This is a genomic window from Streptomyces sp. NPDC048751 (assembly GCF_043198595.1).
In the GTDB taxonomy this organism is placed as follows: domain Bacteria; phylum Actinomycetota; class Actinomycetes; order Streptomycetales; family Streptomycetaceae; genus Streptomyces.
Map to the genome: position 1 here is coordinate 285072 of NZ_JBICUX010000001.1, position 19509 is coordinate 304580.

General features: G+C 70.9%; 17 protein-coding genes, 1 tRNA gene and 1 pseudogene. 10 read left to right on the forward strand and 9 right to left on the reverse strand.

Going from position 1 to position 19509, the window contains the following annotated elements; all coding sequences use genetic code 11:
* The first annotated feature begins 87 nt into the window (after positions 1 to 87).
* From sucC to ACGFNV_RS01250, 4 genes are all read left to right on the forward strand, one after another.
* Positions 88 to 1218: an ADP-forming succinate--CoA ligase subunit beta gene (gene sucC, locus ACGFNV_RS01235; protein ID WP_393619960.1), complete on the forward strand. Its 1131-nt coding sequence runs from the start codon at positions 88 to 90 to the stop codon at positions 1216 to 1218.
* An 11-nt stretch (positions 1219 to 1229) separates the two neighbouring features.
* Complete coding sequence (sucD, locus tag ACGFNV_RS01240) at positions 1230 to 2102, forward strand: succinate--CoA ligase subunit alpha (RefSeq protein WP_393618395.1); 873 nt, start codon at positions 1230 to 1232, stop codon at positions 2100 to 2102.
* Positions 2103 to 2267: 165 nt separating this feature from the next.
* On the forward strand, positions 2268 to 3836 hold the full coding sequence (locus ACGFNV_RS01245; protein ID WP_393618396.1) for an aldehyde dehydrogenase family protein: 1569 nt from the start codon (positions 2268 to 2270) through the stop codon (positions 3834 to 3836).
* Between the two features lie 176 nt (positions 3837 to 4012).
* A tRNA-Leu gene (locus ACGFNV_RS01250) sits at positions 4013 to 4100 on the forward strand.
* A gap of 84 nt (positions 4101 to 4184) precedes the next feature.
* Here ACGFNV_RS01250 and ACGFNV_RS01255 read toward each other — a convergent pair.
* A pseudogene (locus ACGFNV_RS01255) lies at positions 4185 to 5579 on the reverse strand (endo-1,4-beta-xylanase).
* A 460-nt stretch (positions 5580 to 6039) separates the two neighbouring features.
* Between ACGFNV_RS01255 and ACGFNV_RS01260 the strand changes: the two are divergent.
* The 6 genes from ACGFNV_RS01260 to ACGFNV_RS01285 all read left to right on the forward strand — a co-directional run bounded on the left by ACGFNV_RS01260 (position 6040) and on the right by ACGFNV_RS01285 (position 11372).
* A complete protein-coding gene (locus tag ACGFNV_RS01260) occupies positions 6040 to 7227 on the forward strand; it encodes an ATP-binding protein (RefSeq protein WP_393618397.1) in 1188 nt (395 codons plus the stop codon).
* Entirely contained in the window at positions 7224 to 7625 is a 402-nt protein-coding gene (locus tag ACGFNV_RS01265; RefSeq protein WP_037680888.1) for a roadblock/LC7 domain-containing protein, read from the forward strand. The genes ACGFNV_RS01260 and ACGFNV_RS01265 overlap by 4 nt, the downstream gene beginning before the upstream one ends.
* Positions 7622 to 7999: a DUF742 domain-containing protein gene (locus tag ACGFNV_RS01270; protein WP_133925740.1), complete on the forward strand. Its 378-nt coding sequence runs from the start codon at positions 7622 to 7624 to the stop codon at positions 7997 to 7999. The genes ACGFNV_RS01265 and ACGFNV_RS01270 overlap by 4 nt, the downstream gene beginning before the upstream one ends.
* On the forward strand, positions 7974 to 8567 hold the full coding sequence (locus tag ACGFNV_RS01275; protein WP_133925739.1) for an ATP/GTP-binding protein: 594 nt from the start codon (positions 7974 to 7976) through the stop codon (positions 8565 to 8567). Before ACGFNV_RS01270 ends, ACGFNV_RS01275 begins: the two co-directional genes overlap by 26 nt.
* A gap of 8 nt (positions 8568 to 8575) precedes the next feature.
* Entirely contained in the window at positions 8576 to 9931 is a 1356-nt protein-coding gene (locus ACGFNV_RS01280; RefSeq protein WP_393618399.1) for a cytochrome P450, read from the forward strand.
* Between the two features lie 295 nt (positions 9932 to 10226).
* Positions 10227 to 11372 (forward strand): tryptophan dimethylallyltransferase family protein, encoded by a 1146-nt coding sequence (locus ACGFNV_RS01285; RefSeq protein ID WP_393618400.1) that lies wholly within the window; start codon positions 10227 to 10229, stop codon positions 11370 to 11372.
* 121 nt (positions 11373 to 11493) lie between these two features.
* On the opposite strand, the gene ACGFNV_RS01290 is transcribed toward ACGFNV_RS01285, so the two are convergent.
* The 8 genes from ACGFNV_RS01290 to ACGFNV_RS01325 form a co-directional block, all read right to left on the reverse strand.
* Positions 11494 to 12807: a flavin-containing monooxygenase gene (locus tag ACGFNV_RS01290; RefSeq protein ID WP_393618401.1), complete on the reverse strand. Its 1314-nt coding sequence runs from the start codon at positions 12805 to 12807 to the stop codon at positions 11494 to 11496.
* Between the two features lie 266 nt (positions 12808 to 13073).
* Entirely contained in the window at positions 13074 to 13769 is a 696-nt protein-coding gene (locus ACGFNV_RS01295) for a type 1 glutamine amidotransferase domain-containing protein (protein WP_133925735.1), read from the reverse strand.
* Between the two features lie 144 nt (positions 13770 to 13913).
* A complete protein-coding gene (locus ACGFNV_RS01300; RefSeq protein WP_393618403.1) occupies positions 13914 to 14612 on the reverse strand; it encodes a GntR family transcriptional regulator in 699 nt (232 codons plus the stop codon).
* A 32-nt stretch (positions 14613 to 14644) separates the two neighbouring features.
* Positions 14645 to 15646 (reverse strand): proline racemase family protein, encoded by a 1002-nt coding sequence (locus tag ACGFNV_RS01305; protein WP_393618405.1) that lies wholly within the window; start codon positions 15644 to 15646, stop codon positions 14645 to 14647.
* 37 nt (positions 15647 to 15683) lie between these two features.
* Entirely contained in the window at positions 15684 to 16616 is a 933-nt protein-coding gene (locus ACGFNV_RS01310) for a dihydrodipicolinate synthase family protein (protein ID WP_393618407.1), read from the reverse strand.
* Between the two features lie 31 nt (positions 16617 to 16647).
* Positions 16648 to 18060 carry an FAD-dependent oxidoreductase gene (locus ACGFNV_RS01315; protein ID WP_393618409.1) on the reverse strand — a complete coding sequence of 471 codons (1413 nt, stop codon included), beginning with the start codon at positions 18058 to 18060 and terminating at the stop codon, positions 16648 to 16650.
* Positions 18053 to 18352 (reverse strand): (2Fe-2S)-binding protein, encoded by a 300-nt coding sequence (locus ACGFNV_RS01320; RefSeq protein WP_393618411.1) that lies wholly within the window; start codon positions 18350 to 18352, stop codon positions 18053 to 18055. The genes ACGFNV_RS01315 and ACGFNV_RS01320 overlap by 8 nt, the downstream gene beginning before the upstream one ends.
* The gene (locus tag ACGFNV_RS01325; protein ID WP_393618413.1) at positions 18349 to 19500 is read right to left on the reverse strand and encodes an NAD(P)/FAD-dependent oxidoreductase; all 1152 of its coding nucleotides are present in this window, start codon (positions 19498 to 19500) and stop codon (positions 18349 to 18351) included. Before ACGFNV_RS01325 ends, ACGFNV_RS01320 begins: the two co-directional genes overlap by 4 nt.
* Positions 19501 to 19509 lie beyond the last annotated feature (9 nt).

Here is a 19509-nt window from a genome sequence, read left to right on the forward strand (position 1 = left end):
GTCGACGAATACTGTATGAAGCTTGTTATCCCGTATCCGGTGGGTGGTGTCCAGGGGGCGTACGGCACTTTCCAGACAGGAGCCGAGATGGACCTGTACGAGCACCAGGCAAGGGAACTCTTCGAGGAGTACGGCATCTTGGTGCCGCGGGCCGGCGTGACGGACTCGCCCCATGGGGCGCGTGAGATCGCTCGCGGGCTCGGCGGACGGGTCGTTGTGAAAGCCCAGGTCAAGACCGGTGGACGCGGCAAGGCGGGGGGTGTGAAGCTCGCCGCGGACCCGGCCGCCGCCGAACTGACGGCACGGCAGATCCTGGGCATGGACATCAAGGGGCACACCGTCGGCACCGTCATGCTGGCCCAACCCGTCGACGTACAGGACGAGTTCTACGCCTCCTACGTCCTCGACCGCGCGGCCGGCCGTTTCCTCGCGATCGCCTCCGCGGAGGGCGGTATGGAGATCGAGGAGGTCGCCGCCAGTCGACCGGATGTCGTCGCCCGTATGCACATCGACCCGGCGGAGGGCGTCACCTCGGCGAAGGCGGCCGAGATCGCCGAGGCAGCCGGGCTGCCGGCGCAGACCGTCGACGTGCTCGTACGGCTGTGGGAGGTACTGGTCCGCGAGGACGCCCTCCTCGTCGAGGTCAACCCCCTCGTCCGCACCGCGCAGGGCGGGATCATGGCTCTCGACGGCAAGGTCACCCTCGACGACAACGCCGCCTTCCGACAGACCCGTTGGGGCGGAGACGTCGACGCGCTCGACGACCCGCTGGAGGCGGCGGCCGCCGGCAAGGGCCTCAACTACGTCAGGCTCGACGGCGAGGTCGGCATCATCGGCAACGGCGCGGGTCTGGTCATGTCGACGCTCGACGTCGTCGCGGGGTGCGGCGCGCGCCCCGCGAACTTCCTCGACATCGGCGGCGGGGCGTCCGCCCGGATCATGGCCGACGGCCTGTCGCTCGTCCTCTCCGACCCGGCCGTGAAGTCGGTCTTCGTCAACGTCTTCGGTGGCATCACGGCCTGCGACGCGGTCGCCGACGGCATCGTGCAGGCGCTGGAAACCGTCCGGTTGACCAAGCCGCTGGTCGTCCGCCTCGACGGCAACAACGCGGCCCATGGTCGCGTCATCCTCGACGAACGCGCGCACCCACTGGTCCAGCAGGCCACCACCATGGACGGCGCGGCCCGCCGTGCCGCCGCACTCGCCACCGCAGCCTGAGGAGACGGGACATGGCGATCTTCCTGAGCAAGGAGAGCAAGGTCCTCGTCCAGGGCATGACCGGCGGCGAGGGCATGAAGCACACCCGGCGCATGCTCGCAGCCGGCACCGATGTCGTCGGCGGAGTCAATCCCCGTAAGGCGGGCCGCACCGTCGACTTCGACGACCGAGTGGTCCCCGTCTTCGGGTCGGTCGCCGACGGCGTGCAGTCGACCGGCGCCGACGTCACCGTCGTCTTCGTGCCGCCCGCCTTCGCCAAGGCGGCCGTGACGGAGGCCGCCGACGCCGGGATCGGACTCGCCGTCGTCATCACCGAGGGCATCCCCGTACACGACTCCGTCGCCTTCACCACGTACGCGAAGAAGCGCGGCACCCGCGTCGTCGGCCCCAACTGTCCGGGGCTGATCAGCCCCGGACAGGCCAACGCGGGCATCATTCCCGCCGACATCACCAAGCCCGGGCGCATCGGCCTGGTCTCCAAGTCCGGCACGCTGACGTACCAGCTGATGTACGAACTGCGGGACACCGGCTTCTCGACGTGCGTCGGCATCGGCGGAGACCCCGTCGTCGGCACGAGCCACATCGACTGCCTGGCCGCGTTCCAGGACGACCCCGACACCGAGCTGATCGTCCTCATCGGGGAGATCGGCGGCGACGCGGAGGAGCGCGCCGCCGCGTACATCCGCGACCACGTCACCAAGCCGGTCGTCGGCTACATCGCCGGTTTCACGGCCCCCGAGGGCAGGACGATGGGGCACGCGGGCGCCATCGTCTCCGGCTCGTCCGGCACGGCCCGGGCGAAGAAGGAGGCGTTGGAGGCGGTCGGTGTCCGGGTGGGCGAGACCCCGACACAGACCGCCCGACTGGTCGCGGCCCTGCTCTGAGAGCGCGCGTCACCGGGCCGTGCGCGGCGGCGTGTGCCCCGAGGGGCGAGATCCCGCCCGACTCCCGAACGACCCCCTTTCAAGGAGGGCCATCCACCCTCTTCCAAACAAAGAGGGCCGCGGCCCTCTACCTCTCGACCGTGCACCCGAGAGCGGAGCAACCCCATGGCATCCACGACACCCTCGGCAGTCCCGGCATCCACTCTCACCCTCAAAGCAGGCACCTCCTGGTCCGACGCCTGGCGGCGCTGCCTCGCCGCCGCCCCCGAGGCGTTCCGCGACGACCGTGTCCTCAACCTCTGGGGCACCGCCTGGCAGTCGGACGGCCGCGCGCTGCCCGCCACCAGCCCCGTCGACGGCAGCCCCGTCGCGAGCCCGCCCCGCCTGGACCGGGCCACCGCGCGCCAGGCCGTACGAGCCTCCCTGGACCAGCACCGCGCCTGGCGCCACGTCCCCCTCGCGGAGCGCAGGGCCCGTGTCGCCGCCACCCTCGACGCCCTCACCGCCCACCGCGAGCTCCTCGCGATGCTGCTCGTGTGGGAGATCGGCAAGCCGTGGCGGCTCGCGCAGGCCGACGTCGACCGGGCCATCGACGGGGTGCGCTGGTACGTCGACGGCATCGAGCCGATGATCGCGGGCCGGGCCCCGCTGGACGGCCCCGTGTCCAACATCGCCAGCTGGAACTACCCGATGAGCGTGCTCGTTCACGCAGTGCTGGTGCAGGCGCTGGCAGGCAACGCGGTCATCGCCAAGACCCCGACCGACGGCGGTGTCGCCTGTCTGACCCTGGCCTGTGCGCTCGCCGCACGCGAGGGGCTCCCCGTGACCCTCGTCAGCGGCAGCGGGGGAGAGCTGTCGGAGGCGCTCGTGCGGGCGCCCGAGATCGGCTGCGTCTCCTTCGTCGGTGGGCGCGACACCGGCGCGGCGGTGGCCACAGCAGTCGCCGACCTGGGCAAACGGCACATCCTCGAACAGGAGGGACTCAACACCTGGGGCATCTGGAACTTCTCCGACTGGGACGCGTTCACGGCGGTCATCCCCAAGCTCTTCGACTACGGCAAACAGCGCTGCACGGCCTATCCGCGCTTCGTCGTCCAGCGTGAGCTGTTCGACTCGTTCCTGGCGGCGTACCTCCCGGCGGTCCGTACGCTCAGGGTCGGCCACCCCCTGGCGGTCGAGCAGCCCGGCGACCCCCACCCGAAGCTGGACTTCGGGCCGGTGATCAACGCGGCCAAGGCCAAGGAGCTGAACGACCAGGTCGCGGAGGCCATCGACCGGGGCGCCGTCCCGCTGCACCGCGGCGACCCGGCGGACGTCCGCTTCCTGCCCGGCCAGGACACCTCGGCATACGTCCAACCCGTCACACTCCTCGGCCCGCCGCCCTCGTCGCCGCTGCACCACGCCGAGCCGTTCGGCCCCGTCGACACGATCGTCCTGGTCGACACGGAGGCCGAGCTGCTCGCCGCGATGAACGCCTCCAACGGCGCGCTGGTCGCGACGCTGTCCACGGACGACCGGGCGACCTACGACAGGCTGGCCCCGCAGATCCGTGCCTTCAAGATCGGCCACGGCGTCCCGCGCTCCCGCGGGGACCGCGACGAGCTGTTCGGCGGCTTCGGCGCGTCCTGGCGCGGGGCCTTCGTCGGCGGCGAGCTGCTGGTGCGCGCGGTGACGCGAGGCCCGGCGGGGGAGCGGCTGCCCGGGAACTTCCCGGAGTACCAGCTCATACCGTGAAGCGAGCCCGCGCGGGCATCCCGGGGTGACCGATTCATCACCCCGGGTGAGACCTCCGGCGTGCTGCCGCCAGGGCACCCGAGGAGAGGGAAACGCAGGTGAAAGGCACTCCGAAAGCTTGGTATTGTTGTCCATGTCGCCACGGGGAACACCCCCGGCCAGGCGGCGGACACCTTGTCCGGGTGGCGGAATGGCAGACGCGCTAGCTTGAGGTGCTAGTGCCCTTTATCGGGCGTGGGGGTTCAAGTCCCCCCTCGGACACCACTCACCTCGTGCGGGTCGAGCCGAAGCTCGACCCGCACGAGGTTTTTGTACGCACCCGAGACGTATCCGAGGTGTCCCCGAGGATCAGGAAGCAGTGCACCCGTCGGCCACCGGCGCGGCGGAGTTCCCGTTCTTCATCACCGTGAAGCCGAAGCTCGTGGACGCCCCGGCGGCCAGCGTGCCATTGCCGTTCGGCTTCATGGTCATGACATTCCCGCTGCTGTCCCAGGTGGGCGTGCCGTTCCACGTGGTGGCGATCTTCTGGGGGGACGTCACCGTGACGGTCGTGGTCCAACTGCTGATCGCGGACGCGCCCGCCGTGATCGTCACCTTGCCGTTGAACCGGTCGCTCCACTCCTCGGCCTTGCTGTACGACGCCGTACAGGTCGCACTGCCTCCGCCCCCGCCCCCGCCGCCACCGGAGGAGGAGCCGCCGAGCGCGTTGAGGACCGCGGTGTACGCGGCCTTCTTCGCGTAGTTGCCGTCGAACAACAGGGGCGTGCCGCTCGCGCGCCATGAGTACTTGTCGGTGACACCCCAAACGGTGATACCGGTGCAGCGCGAGACGGCCAGGCAGGCCCTCGCCACATTGCTGTAGCTGTTGGCCTGGGCGGTCCCGGAGCCCTCGATGTCCAGCTCGGTGATCTGCACGTCGACGCCGAGGTCCGCGAAGCGCTGGAGGTTGGCCTGGTAGTCGCCGGGCACGGGGGAGGCGCTGTTGAAGTGGGACTGGAAGCCCACGCAGTCGATCGGAACGCCGCGCGCCTTGAAGTCCTTGACCATGGTGTAGACGGCGTTGCTCTTCGCGTTGACCCCGTCGGTGTTGTAGTCGTTGTAGCAGAGCTTCGCCGCCGGGTCCGCGGTCCGCGCGGTGCGGAACGCCTCCTCGATGAAGCCGTTGCCGAGCTTGTCCTGGAAGGGCGAGCTGCGCCTGGCTCCGCTACTGCCGTCCTGGAAGGCCTCGTTGACGACGTCCCAGGAGTGGATCTTCCCTTTGTAGTGCTGCATGACCTGAGTGATGTGGTTGTTCATCGCCGCTCTGAGATCGGCGGCGCCCAAGCCACCCACTCAGCCCGGCAGTTGGGAGTGCCACACCAGCGTGTGGCCGCGGATCTTCATTCCCTTGCTCTGGGCGTGGCCGACGATCTGGTCGGCGGAGCCGAAGGTGAAGGAGCCCCGACTGCGCTCGGTGGCGTCCCACTTCATCTCGTTCTCCGGCGTCACGGAGTTGAACTCGGTGTCGAGCGTGCTGACATACGGGGCTTCACCGAGGTGGTTCGCCGCGACCGCGGTGCCGAAGTAGCGGCCCTTGCCGGCGGCGGCGGAGCCCAGAGTGCTCGCGGCGTCGGCCGTCCCGGCGAGAACGGTCAGGCCGGCCGTGACGAGCAGGCCCGCCGTGCCGAGGGTCAGTAAGCCTCGGACGCGTGGGCGCCAACGGGGGCGCCTGGAAGGGGCGTTGCGAGGTGCGTTCATAACCATGTCGTTTCCTTTTGGTGGTTGATCTCCCGAGGTGCTGGACAGGGCAGGCCGGATACCCGGTCGTGAGCAGATGCTTGAAAGATACAGCGATTCCGAAAGTTTCGGACCTGTTTCCGGATGGCTGCGCAGACAGTAGGGCCAGTACTCACGGGAGTCAATGGAGTGCGTCGCGCGGGATGCGGGTTGGTCGGAGTGGCGCTGGGCGGCGAAGATTCGCTCGGCTCGTCGAAAGTTTCGAAGCCGGGTCTTCGGTGGCCCAGTGAAGCTTGCGTCGATGTCAACCAACATGGGCTGACTGGCCGTCAATAGTCCAGCAAAGGGAGCATATTGGCGGTCAGAGACCGGTTCCTACGATGATACGATCACCGCGCTTGTAGAGCGGGCGGATGGGCGGTCCGCCGGTCCCCCCGTTATTGACGGGAATTCAGCAGCTGGCCGTCAGTCGCCTGAAGAGAGTCTTATGACGCAATACATACAGAACCCGGTATTCTGGGCTCTCCTGTTCGTCATCCTTGCCACGATCGCGGTCATTGTTCGCCAACGCAGGGCGGCAAAGACTTTGCGGCAGGAGATCGCGGGGCTCAGAAATCATTACTCCGAGCTGGAGAACCAGTACTCGGAATCCGTCGAGGCCACGCAGGAACGGGCCGAAGAAGCGACGAAAACGGTACTCAAGTCTGCCATGCGGACCCTTCAAGGTCTCGCCGCAGAGCAGCAGTTGATCGTTTCCAAGCTGCAGAACAAGTACGGCGAGTCGGTGATTCTCCAGGACCTCCTGGAGATCGACCACACGAACTCGCAGTTCGGTCGGCGCGCCCAGTCGATCGCCGTGCTGTGCGACGGCTGGCTGGGCCGTCAGCGTGACGTCGCCTCGGTTTACGATGTGGTCCGCAGCGCGCAGGGCAGGGTCCGGCACTACCGGCGCGTCGAAATTCTTTCCCAGGTCGACTTCGGTATCACCAGCCGTGCCGTCGAACCGGTCGCCCTGGCCCTCGCGGAACTCCTCGACAACGCCACCAGCTATTCCAGCCCGGACACGATCGTCGAAATCAACATTCGCACCGTGCCCAAGGGAATCTGCATCGTCGTCGACGACGCCGGCGTCGGCATGAACGACGAGGAGCGGGCGAAGGCGGAGAAGCTCCTGTCCAGCGAGCGGGTCTCGGGCGTCTCCGAACTCGGCAACCCGCCGCAGTTCGGCTTCGCCGTCATCGGCGTCCTGTGCGAACGCTTCGGATTCGAGGTGTCCGTGGATTCCAGCTCCCCGTACGGCGGCGTCCGCGCGGTCGTCCTCCTGCCGCACGAGCTGCTCACCAACATGCCGGAGAAGAAGGCGCCGGCACCGGTCGAGCCCGTCGCCGAGTCCGCCGCCGTCCCCGCCGCTCCCGCGCCGGACCTCGGTGGCCCCGAGCCCGCGCTGACGTCCTCGACCGTCGACGGTCTGCCCAAGCGCCGCCGCAAGCGGCCCATGGCCATCGTGCCGGGCAGCACCTCGGGCACCCGCACGGCCCGCTCCGGTGCGGAGACGGCCGCGATCATGGGCGCCTTCCAGCGGGGCACGCAGTCCGGTCGCGCCACGCAGGCGGACACCGCCGAGCAGACCAGCAGCACACGTGATGCGAGCAGTGAAGGGCATGAGGTCTCGTGAACGACGATCTGTCATGGATGCTTGACAGTGCCCTGGAGATCCCCGGGGCCCTGCACGCGGTACTGATCTCCGCCGACGGTCTGCTGATGGCCCGGACGCAGGACTTCGGCAAGGACGACGCCGACCGGGTCGCCGCCGGTATGAGCGGGGTCCAGTCCCTCAGCCGCTCGCTCGGTTTCTTCATCGGCGGCACCCGGCACCACTGGCGGCAGACACTGGTCGAGTTCGACGAGGGCTGGGTCTTCCTGATCTCCGCCGGCGAGGGCGCCTACCTCGGCGTGTCAGCGTCCCCGGACGTCGACATGGCGGACATCACCTTCCGTATGCAGCAGCTCGTCGGCCAGCTGGGCAAGGCCCTGACGACGCCGCCGCGCGAGAACCTCGGCGCGCGCTCATGACCGGTTCCGACGCGCTGGAGCCGGAGGCCGCCGAATTAGTGCGACCGTACGTCATCACCAAGGGGCGGGGGCTGCCCGACGAGGCGCAGCTCTCCCTGATCACCCTGGTCACCGCGGCGGCCGACCACCAGCAGCGTCCGACCCGGCTCTCGCCCGAGGAGCAGAACCTGCTGGACCTCTGCTCGGCGGGCTACCTCTCGGTCGCCGAGGTCGCCGGGCACACCCGGCTGCCGCTGGGCGTGGTGAAGATCCTGCTGTCCGCCCTCACGGAGGGCGGCTACCTCATCACCCGCGCGCCCGTTCAGCGCGCTCCGCTCGCCGACAAGCAGATCCTGGAGGAGGTGCTGAATGGTCTCAGGGCCAAGTTTGGATGAGCAGGACTACGTCCGTGACGGGGCGACGCAGACCGCGGTGAAGATCCTCGTCGTCGGGCACTTCGCGGTGGGCAAGACCACCTTCATCGGAGCCATCTCCGAGATCACCCCGCTGTCCACCGAGGAGACGATGACCCGGGCCGGGGAGTCGTTCGACGACCTCAAGGGCGTACGGGGCAAGACCACCACCACGGTGGCCATGGACTTCGGTCGCCTGACCATCAGCGAACGGGTCGTGCTGTACCTGTTCGGCACCCCCGGTCAGCAGCGGTTCGTGCAGATGTGGGAGGACATGGCGCGCGGCGCCCTCGGGGCGCTGGTGCTGGTCGACCCCGAGCGGCTCGCGGACTCCTTCGCCGTGATCGACCTGATCGAGCAGTACGGACTCGACTACGCCATCGCCGTCAACCGCTTCGACGGCACACCGCTTCGCGAGGAGAGGGCACTGCGCGAAGCACTGGATCTGCTCGACGACACGCCCGTCGTGGTCTGCGACGCGCGCGACGAGAAGTCGTCTGCGGACGCCCTGATCACTCTCGTCCGCTATTTGCTGGAACGCGCTCACTAGGAGCAAGCATGGACGCTCAACCCACCGCCCCGGTCCCCCCGCCCGGGTGCCCGGCCCACAACACCGGCGCCCGGGTGCCGCTGTACGGGCCGGAGTTCGCGGCCGATCCGCAGGCGTACTACGCCTATCTGCGCCACTACGGGCCGACCGCGCCCGTGGAACTCGCACCGGGCGTGGAGGCGACCCTCGTCACGGACTACACGGCGGCGCTCCAACTCCTGCAGGACTCCAGCTCCTTCCGCAAGGACGCGCGTCGCTGGCGGGACTTCAACGACGGCAAGGTGAGCCCGGAGAGCCCGGTCTTCCCCCTGCTCGCCTACCGGCCCAACTGCATGTTCAGCGACGGCGCCGAACACCTGAGGCTCCGTCAGGCGGTCACCGACAGCATGGCCCGCGTAGACTCGCGTCGGCTGGGCCAGAGCACCGAGCGCATCTCGGACTACCTCATCTCCCAGTTCAGTGGTCGTGGTTCGGCCGACCTGCTCGGCGACTACGCCAAGCAGCTGCCGCTGTTCGTGCTGAACGACCTCTTCGGCTGCCCCGCGGACATCGGTGACCGGGTGCTGTTCGGCATCTCCGGCATGTTCGACGGCAACAACGCCGAGAAGGCCGCCCAGGTGCTGTTCCAGGCGGTCGGCGAACTGGTGGCGCTGAAGCGGGCCAGGCCCGGCGAGGACGTCACCTCCTGGCTGATGCAGCATCAGTCACGGCTCACCGACGAGGAGATGGTGCACCAGCTCGCCCTCCTCCTCGGCTCCGGCGTCGAACCCCTGCGCAACCTCATCGGCAACACCCTGCACCTGCTGCTCACCGACGACCGCTACGCCTACAAGGGCGGTCTGATCGAGGAGGCCATCGACGACACGCTGTGGGACAACCCGCCCATGGCGAACTACGCGCCGCACTACCCGGCGGCCGACATGGAGTTCGCCGGCCAGAAGCTGACGGCGGGCGACCTGGTCCTGGTCAGCTTCGCCGCGGCCAACACCGGGCCGGCGCTGACCGCCGCACGCCAGGCGGGCAGCAACCGGGCCCACCTGTCCTGGAGCGCGGGTCCGCACGCCTGCCCCTCCAAGGAGCCGGTCCGGCACATCACCGTGACGGCCCTCGAGCACCTGCTGAACCGGCTCCCCGACGTCGAGCTCGCCGTACCGTCGGACAGCCTGACGTGGCGGCAGGGGCCGTTCCACCGTGCGCTGGCCCAACTTCCCGTGCGCTTCACGCCGGTTCAGGCGGCGCGAAGGCCGGCTGCGCCGACCAGGACGGAGCGGCCGGCGCAGGCCGCGGCCCACCCCGAGCCGGGGGGTCGCAGGTCCGAACGGTCCGGACTGTGGAGCCAGTTCCTCAACTGGATGACGAGGTGATCCTCACGACACGCCTCCAACTCCGCCGGGTTGCATGAAGTTTCAACCGCGGGGGTAGTGAGCAACGCGGTTATCCGTGTTGGTTACGAGGCAAAGGAGGTGTCGTGGACCACATATCCACCGACGCCGCTTTCGTTCGGTACGCGACCGCGTTGCTCCGACCCCGGCCCCCCATACCCGGGGGGCGTGCGAACGCCCCCTCCACCAGGGACCAACTCCACAGCTTCAGCAGCGAGATACCCGCCTTCGCAGGCGGGTATCTTCATGTGCGCTCCCGTGTGTGGCGGGAGGGCCGGTGACCGACTCCCGGTTCGGCGACGCCACGCCCGCAAGGGCTGAGACACTCGGCGGGCACACGGCGGGGCAGTTGCTGCGCCTGTGCGACGTCGTGGGACTGGACTCGGCCTCGGCCGGGTCCTACGCACAGACGCTGACCGACGCGCTGGGCCCGGTGGCCGAACGGCCACTGGACCTGCCGCCCCCCACCCCCACCTTCCTCTCCGACGACCAGACTCCGGTGGAGTTCTCGCTCTCCTTCTCACCGGACGCGGCCCCGTCGCTCCGCGTGTTGATCGAACCGGGGTACGGCGCCGCGGGCCTGACGCAGAACGGCCGGACCGGACTGCGCGTCGTCCGCGAGATGGCCGGGCGCTGGGGCTTCACCACCGACCGGCTCGACGAACTGGAGGACCTGTTCTTCCCCGACGCACCACAGGGTCCGTTGACCCTGTGGTGCGCGCTGGAACTGAGACCCGGCGGTGTCCCGAAGGTCAAGGTGTATCTCAACCCCGCCGCCTCCGGGGCAAAACGTTCCGCCGACACGGTCCGGGAGGCGCTGACCCGGCTCGGCCACCCCGAGGGGTTCGAGTCGCTCCCTCCGGCCGACGGCTACCCCTTCCTCGCCCTCGACCTCGGTGACTGGGACACCCCCCGGGCCAAGGTCTACGTCAGGCACCCGGATCTCGCGGCCACGGAGGCGGGCCTGCTGTCGCGGGCCGACGCCGGTCCCCTGCACACGGAGGTCGAGGACTTCTTCCGTACGGCCGCCGGACTCGACGCCGACGCCGGTGACCGGGCCGACGTACGACTCGCCAGGCGGCCCGTCCTGACCTGCCACTCCTTCACCGACTCGGCGAGCGGCGCGCCGAGCGGCTTCACCCTCCACATCCCGGTCCGCGACTACGTGCGCCACGACGGCGAGGCCCTGGCACGCGCCGTGAGCCTGCTCCTTCGGTACGGCGTGGATCCCGCCCCGCTCGGCCGGTCGCTGACCGCCGTCACCGCACGCCGGCTCGAGGACGGCGTGGGGCTCATCGCCTACCTGGCCCTCGCCCACCAGCGGGGCCGCCCGCCGCGGGTGACCGCGTACATCTCCTCGGAGGCCTACGAGGTCAGGCCGCCGGCAGTTCTGGAGCCACCGCGGGCCGAAGCCGTGGGGTGAACGCCTCCGGGCGCGATGCCGACGCTCCCGGTGAATGGGGCCCCACCAGGGCGACTCCGTTCACCAGGAGCCTCATGACAGAGGGCGCCGGACGAGCCGGCGCCGCCTCCTCCTGATCCCGTTATGCGTCCCGCAACTCGTCCCGCAGCTCCCGCAGATAGGGCGCGACGTCGACCTGGATGGACGCGCCCTCCGCCGCACCGTAGCGGCCGTTGATGCCGCTCAGGTACGCGCTGATCTCCTTGCGCATGACCTCCGCGGACGGCAGGACGGCCTCGCCGTCGATGATCCGCGCGATCCATCGCGACTGCGCCTCCACCAGCCGGGTGATGGCGCCCACGGGACGGACCAGGCCCACGAAGTGCAGGCCGGGGTGGTCCGGTGCGACGACCCGCTTGTACAGCTCCACCGACCCCTGTGGACCGGCCGGGACTCCGGCGGGCAGGAACGGGAAGGCCATCCGGAAGCCGGTGCAGTAGACGACGGCGTCGGCCTCGGTGGACGTACCGTCGGCGAACACGACCCGGTTGCCCTCGAACGCCTCGATCGCGGGCTTCGGGGTCACCGCGCCGTGCCGTATGCGGCTGAGGATCTCGTCCGAGATGGTCACGGCCGAGGAGAAGATGGGGTGGTCCGGCTCGGGCAGTCCGTAGTCGCCCAGCCTGCCGCGCGCGACCAGCAGGGCCTGTTCGACGAACCGGCGCTGCTCCGCGAAGGACATCCGGGTCCACCACGGGGCGTCGGCGATCTCGTCGACCGAGACGCCGAAGAGCTGCTTGGGGACGATGTGCAGTCCCCTGCGCACCGACAGCACGGTGTGCGCGGCGTGCCGGGACAGGTCGGCGGCGATGTCCACCGCCGACGCCCCGAGCCCCACGACGACGACCCGTCGCTCGGCGAAGTCGGCGCCGTCCCGGTAGTCGAGGGAGTGGAGAATCGTTCCCTCGAAGGAGTCGGAGCCCGGCGGCAGGGGATCCGGCAGCGCGGGCTCCGAGTTGTGTCCGGAGGCGACGAGCACATGGGCGAAGTTCCGTGACGTCACCTCGCCGTCCGCGTCACGACTCGTGACCGTCCAGGTTCCGTCGGTGTCCTGCCGTACGGACATCACCTCGGTGCGCAGCTCGACGTGCGGCAGGACGCCCGCCCACTCGGCGAAGGACCGCAGATAGGCGGCGACGGCGTCGTGCCGGGGATACAGGGGATAGGAGTCGGGCATCGGGAAGGCGGAGTACGCGGTGAGCTGCTTGGCCGTGTTGAGGTGCAGCGACACGTAACCGGGGCCCGGCTCGCCCGCCTGCGGCCGGCGCCAGATGCCTCCGACGTCCGGTGCCTTCTCCAGGCAGACGAACTCGATGCCTCTGGCCGCGAGGGCGTGCGCCGCCGCGAGGCCCGACAGGCCCGTGCCTATGACGCACACCGCCGCCGCGGATGACATGCTCAAAGCTCCCCCCACAGGACGCCTCTTGATCCTTCCGGCATTGACTGCCCATCCGCCCCACGCCTCACACCAGAGGAGTGCTGCGTCACAGGCGTGGCGGTCGGGCCGGCAGCGGCCGTATCGCCCAGGAAAGGAGGAGGAGGCGGGCGCGCCGTCCAGCGGCCCGCGCCTCGGGCCGGGCGTGGGTTCGCCGTGTGCCGGGGCGCGGGTTCACCTGGCCGTCGTCGCCCGGGGAGGAGGGCAGCCCGGCTGGAGCCGGGGACTCAGGCGAGCTTGTTGAGGAGTTCGGTGGCGAGGGGGGCGGAGGAGGCCGGGTTCTGGCCGGTGACGAGGTTGCGGTCGACGATCACGTGCGGTGCCCACGGCTCTCCCACCTGCACCTCGACGCCCGCCTCGGTGAGCCGGTCCTGGAGCAGCCACTTCGCCTGGCCGGCGAGACCGGCCTGGGTCTCCTCGGCGTTGGTGAACGCGGCCACCCGGTACCCGGCGAACGCGTTCGCGCCGTCGTCCTTCACCGCGGCCAGCAGCGCGGCGGGCCCGTGGCAGACCACGCCGAGCGGCTTGCCCGACTCCAGCGCGTCGACGAGCAGCCCGCCGGACACGGTGTCGACGGCCAGGTCCTCCATGGGGCCGTGGCCGCCCGGGTAGAACACGGCGGCGTAGTCGTCGAGCCGTACGTCCTCCAGCCGGACCGGCTGCCGCAGCTCGGCCATCCCGGCGAGGACACCCGCGACCCGGTCGGCGTTCTCCTGTCCGCCGTTGACCTCGGCGGCCAGGCTGCCCTTGTCCACGGTCGGGACGACCCCGCCCGGTGTGGCGACGACGATCTCGTGTCCGGCGGCCTTGAACGCCTCGTACGGGGCGACGGCCTCCTCGGCCCAGAAGCCGGTGGGGTGCTGGGTGCCGTCGGCGAGCGTCCAGTGGTCGGCGCCGGTCATCACGAAGAGGATCTTGGACATGGTTCCTCCGAGTCTTTCTGTGCGTGGGGGTCTGTGCGTGGGGGGTGTGTGCGTGGGGGGGGTGTGGAGGTCTGTGTGTGGGGTCTCCGGTAGGGAGGTGGAAAAACTGACGTTACGGGTTCGACGATAGGGGGCGGCTCCGGCTCACGCTCCGGCGGCCCACAAGCCCCGCACATGCCCCAGGTGCCGGCTCATCACCTCGCGCACCGCGCTCGCGTCCCGAGCCAGCAGGGCGTCCAGCAGTTCCAGGTGCTCCTCCGCGGAGGCCAGCAGACGGCCGGACTCGAGGAGCGCGGTGAGACCGTAGAGGCGGGAGCGGCCGCGCAGGTCGCGGACGACCTCGACCAGGTGGGCGTTGCCGGCCAGGGCCAGCAGGCCCAGGTGGAAGCGCGTGTCGGCCTCCACGTACGCGATGAGGTCACCGGCCACCGCGGCCGTGACGATCTCCCGGGCCGCCGGGCGCAGCGCCTCCAGCGAGACGGGGTCGGCCGTGGCCGCGAGCCCCACGACGGTCGGGATCTCGATGAGCGCACGGATGTGGGTGTACTCGTCGAGCTGCTGCTCCGAGACCTCCGTGACCCGGAACCCCTTGTTGGGGACGCTGTCGACCAGCCCCTCCTTCGCGAGATCCAGCATCGCCTCGCGCACCGGGGTCGCGGAGACGCCGAAGCGGGCGGCGAGGCCCGGCGCGGAGTACACCTCGCCGGGCCGCAACTCACCCGCGATCAGCGCGGCACGCAGCGCGTCGGCGACCCGCTCGCGGTAGCTGCTCCGGCGGCCGCCCAGCCGGGGCAGGGCGGGGCCGGCGGCAGGCGGCGGGTTGCTGCTGCGCTGGGCGGCCATGGGAGTCTCCTTGACGAGGACGGGCGCGAGGCTCAGAGGACGAACCCCGCCGGGAACGGATCCGTCGGGTCCAGCAGATACTGTGCCGTACCCGTGATCCACGCCCGCCCCGTGAAGCTCGGCAGCACGGCGGGCACACCGGCCACCTCGGTCGTGCCGAGCAGCCGGCCCGTGAAGTGGGTGCCGATGAACGACTCGTTCACGAACTCGGTGTGCAGCGGCAGTTCGCCCCGCGCGTGCAGTTGAGCCATGCGTGCGCTGGTCCCCGTACCGCAGGGGGAGCGGTCGAACCAGCCGGGGTGGATGGCCATGGCGTGCCGGGAGTGACGGGCCGTGGCGCCGGGCGCGTAGAGGTGGACGTGGTGGCAGCCGCGGATCGACGGGTCCTCCGGATGGACCGGCTCCTCCTCGGAGTTGATCGCCTCCATCAGCGACAGTCCCGCCGCGAGGATGTCGTCCTTGCGGGAGCGGTCGAAGGGCAGCCCGAACTCCTCCAGCGGCAGGATCGCGTAGAAGTTGCCGCCGTACGCCAGGTCGTACGTCACCGTACGGCCGTCCGCCAGCGTCGCCTTGCGGTCGAGACCGACCGAGAACGACGGCACGTTCCGGAGCGTCACCGCGCGGGCGGCGCCGTCCTCCACCGCCACCTCGGCGACCACCAACCCCGCCGGGGTGTCCAGGCGGATCGTGGTCACCGGCTCGACGACCTCGACCATCCCGGTCTCGACGAGCACCGTCGCCACGCCGATCGTGCCGTGCCCGCACATCGGCAGATAGCCGGAGACCTCGATGTAGACGACACCCCAGTCGCAGTCCGGACGCGTGGGCGGCTGCAGGACGGCACCGCTCATCGCGGAGTGGCCGCGCGGTTCGTTCATCAGCAACTGTTTGATGTCGTCGCGGTGTTCACGGAAGTACAGCCGCCGCTCGTTCATCGTCGCGCCGGGGATGGTCCCGATCCCGCCGGTGATCACGCGGGTGGGCATGCCCTCGGTGTGCGAGTCGACGGCGTGCAGGACGAGCTTGCTGCGCATGAAGTCCCCTTCCGGGCCGTGGCGTTGGTGAGCCTGGCTACACGAGGCCCGCCGCGACGGCCTTCTCGGTCGCCGCGCGTACGGCCGTCTCCTGCTCCGGCAGCAGCGGTACGCGGGGCGGGCGGCAGGCGCCGCCGTGACGGCCGACGATGTCCATGGACAGCTTGATCGCCTGCACGAACTCCACCTGGGAGTCCCAGCGCAGCAACGGGTGCAGCTGCCGGTACAGGGGCAGCGCGGTGTCGAGGTCCCCGGCGACGGCGGCGCGGTACAGCTCCACCGACGCCCGCGGCAGCGCGTTCGGGTAGCCGGCCACCCAGCCCTTGGCGCCCGCCACCGCCAGCTCCAGCAGTACGTCGTCCGCGCCGATCAACAGGTCCAGTTCCGGGGCGAGTTCCGCGATCCGGTAGGCCCGCCGGACATCGCCGGAGAACTCCTTCACGCCGTGGATGTGACCCTCGGCGTGCAGGACGGCGAGCAGTCCGGGCACCAGGTCGACCTTGGTGTCGATCGGGTTGTTGTACGCCACGATCGGCACGCCCGCCTTCGCGACCTCCGCGTAGTGGGCGAGCACCGAACGCTCGTCCGCTCGGTAGGAGTTGGGCGGCAGCAGCATCACGGCCGCGCAGCCCGCGTCGCGCGCCTGTTCGGCCCAGCGGCGCGACTCGGCCGAGCCGTACGCGGCGACCCCGGGCATCACCCGTGCGCCGCCGATCGCGGCCACGGCCGTCTCGACGACCTTCGTGCGCTCCTCGGGGGTGAGTACCTGGTACTCGCCGAGCGAGCCGTTCGGTACGACGCCGTCGCAGCCGTTGTCGACCAGCCAGGCGCAGTGCTCGGCGTACCGGTCGTAGTCGACGGACAGGTCGTCGCGGAGCGGGAGCGCGGTGGCGACGAGGACGCCGCGCCAGGGGCGGTGCTGCGGGGTGGTCGGGGCGGTGGTCAGTGGAGTGGTCAGCGGGGTGGTCATCGGAAGGGCCCCTTCAGTAGGGTGTGACATTTTACTGATCCGTCCGGTCCGCAGTGGGCGAGTCGGCCTGCCCGGCGAGCACCCCGAGCGGTACCGGTCGCGCCAACATCCTTTTTTCCGGGGTGAGTTCGCATCCGGCGACGCCCGCGACCCCGGGAGCGCACACCCGTCCCTGGCACCAGCCCATCCCGGCCCGTGTCAGCAGCTTCACGGTGCGCAGGTCGCCCGCGCCGAGTTCCCCGACGGCCTGCCGGACGGCACCGGCGGTGACCTCCTCGCAGCGGCACACCAGCGTGTCGTCGGTGACCTGTTCCGCCCAGCGCGCGGGCGCCGCGTACGCCCCGTCGACCGCCGCGAAGAACGCCCGCAGCCTGCTACGGGCCCGGGTGGCCGCGGCCCAGGCGCGCGGGTCGGGCACGGTCCCCGCCAGCCGCGCCGCCACCGACCGCCCGGCGATGTGCCCCTCGGCCAGCGACAGGGCCGCGCCCCCGATCCCGGTGGCCTCCCCGGCGGCCCACACGCCCGGGACGTCGGTGCGCTGCTCGCCGTCGACGTGCACGTTCGCCCCGTCGAGCCGGCAGCCGAGGCTTTCCGCGAGGTCGGTGTGCGGCAGCATGCCGTGCCCGACGGCGAGGGTGTCGCAGGCGATGCGCCGCTCGGTGCCGGGCACGGGCCGGCCCTCGGCGTCCAGCGCGGCCACGCCCACCGCTTCGAGGCGTTCGGCGCCGTGCGCCGCGACGACCGTGTGCCGCGTGCGCACCGGGATCCGGTGGCGGAGCAACGCGGCCGCGTACCCGGCGCCCTCGGCGAGCTTGGCCGGCTCGGTGGCGAGGGCGCGGGTGCGCCGTACGAAGTCCTTCGGGTCGGCGGACTCCACCAGCGCGGCGACCTCGGCGCCCGCCGCGGCGAGCCCGGTCGCCACCGGCAGCAGCAGCGGCCCGGTGCCGGCCACGACCGCCCTGCGCCCGGGCAGTACGAGCCCGCCCTTCAGCATCGCCTGGGCGCCGCCCGCGGTGACCACACCGGGCAGGGTCCAGCCCGGGAAGGGAAGCACCTTCTCGTAGCCGCCGGTCGCCAGCAGCACCGCGTCGGCGCGTACGGCGGCGGGTCGCTCCTGCTCGGGGCCGAGCAGCGCGTGCACGGTGAGTCCGGCCGACTCCCGTTCCACGCACCACACATGATGATCCATCAGGTAGGTCACGCGCCCGGCGGCGAGATGCGTGTCCAGGCCCGCGCGCAGACGCTCCCAGGTGCGCCACTGGTGGTGCAGCGCCTGCGGCCTGCGGGCGCCGAGGCCCGGGGCGGGCTGTCGGTAGAACTGTCCGCCCGGCTCCGGGGCGGAGTCGACCAGGACGACACGCACACCCCGCGCGGCGGCCGCGAGGGTGGCGGCGAGCCCCGCGGGACCCGCGCCGACCACGGCGAGACACGGACGCTCAGTCACCGTGCCCCGTCCCCTCCTGCGTGCGGATCTCCGCCCCGGGTCGAGCCGGAACCAGGCAGGCCCGCTGGTTGGGGCGTCCGTCGACGGTGACCAGGCAGTCGAAGCAGACCCCGATGCCGCAGAACACACCGCGCGGTCGGCCCCCGCCCCGCATGGTGCGCCAGGAGGTGATCCCCGCCGACCACAGCGCCGCGGCCACCGTCTGCCCGGGCAGCGCCTCGATCTCACGCCCGTCGAACGCGACGGTGAACGGTGTGCCGGGCCGGGCCCGCGCCAGGTCCAGGGGATTCACGAAGCGGCCTCCTCGGCGAAGCGGTCGGGGCGGAACGGCGTGAGGTCCAGGTCGGGAGTCGCGCCGCCCAGCACCTGCGCGATCAGATGTCCGGTGCCGGTGGCGAGCCCGATGCCCGCGCCCTCGTGTCCGCAGGCGTGGAACAGGCCCGGCACCCGGGGATCGGGGCCCACGGCGGGCAGGTGGTCCGGCATGTAGGGCCGGAAGCCGAGGTAGGTGCGCATCGCCCGCACCCGCTCCAGGAACGGGAACAGCCGGGTCGCCCCCGCCGCCAGCGCCCGGATCACCGGCGGTGAGAAGGACCGGTCGAACCCCACCCGTTCGCGGCTGGCGCCGATCAGGACGGGGCCCGCGGCGGTTCCCTCGACCACCGGTGAAGTCTGGAGCGCCGCAGAGTCGCTCGCCACGTCGGCCACGTAGTCCGCCGCGTACACCTTGTGGCGCACCCGGCGTGGCAGGGGCTCGGTGACCAGGACGAAGCCGCGCCGGGGTAGTACCGGCAGGTGCACTCCCGCGAGCCGGGCCACCTCACCGCCCCAGGTGCCGGCCGCGTTCACCACGGCCGGCGCGTACAGGTCGCCCCGGTCGCTCGCCACGCCGCGTACGGCACCGTCGGGGCCGCGCAGCACCCGCGTCACCGTACGGCCCGTCTCCAGGCGTGCGCCCGAGGCCCGTAGGAGGTGGGCGGCTGCCAGGGTGGGCATGACCTGGGCGTCCTGGGGGTAGAGCACGCCGCCTGCCAGGCCTGGAGCCAAGTACGGTTCCAGTTCGTGGAGTTGGTCCGTGTCGACGCTCACCGTCTCGACACCGGCGGCGCGTTGGGCGGTGGCCAGCTTCGTGAGGGCGGTGAGTCCTTGGGGCGTGGCGGAGACGACCACCCCGCCCTTGGGCTCGTACTCGATGGCGGTGCCCAGCTCCTCGGCCAGGTCGGTCCACAACCGAACGGACAGCAGGGCCAGTTCGAGTTCCGGGCCGGGCTCCTTGTCGGAGACGAGCAGGTTGCCCTCGCCCGCGCCGGTCGTGCCGCCGGCCACCGGGCCACGATCCACCACGACGACGTCCAGCCCGGCACGGGCCGCGTACAGCGCACAGGCGGCGCCGACCATGCCGGCACCGACGACCACGACGTCACAGAGTTCGTTGGCCACAGCAGTAAT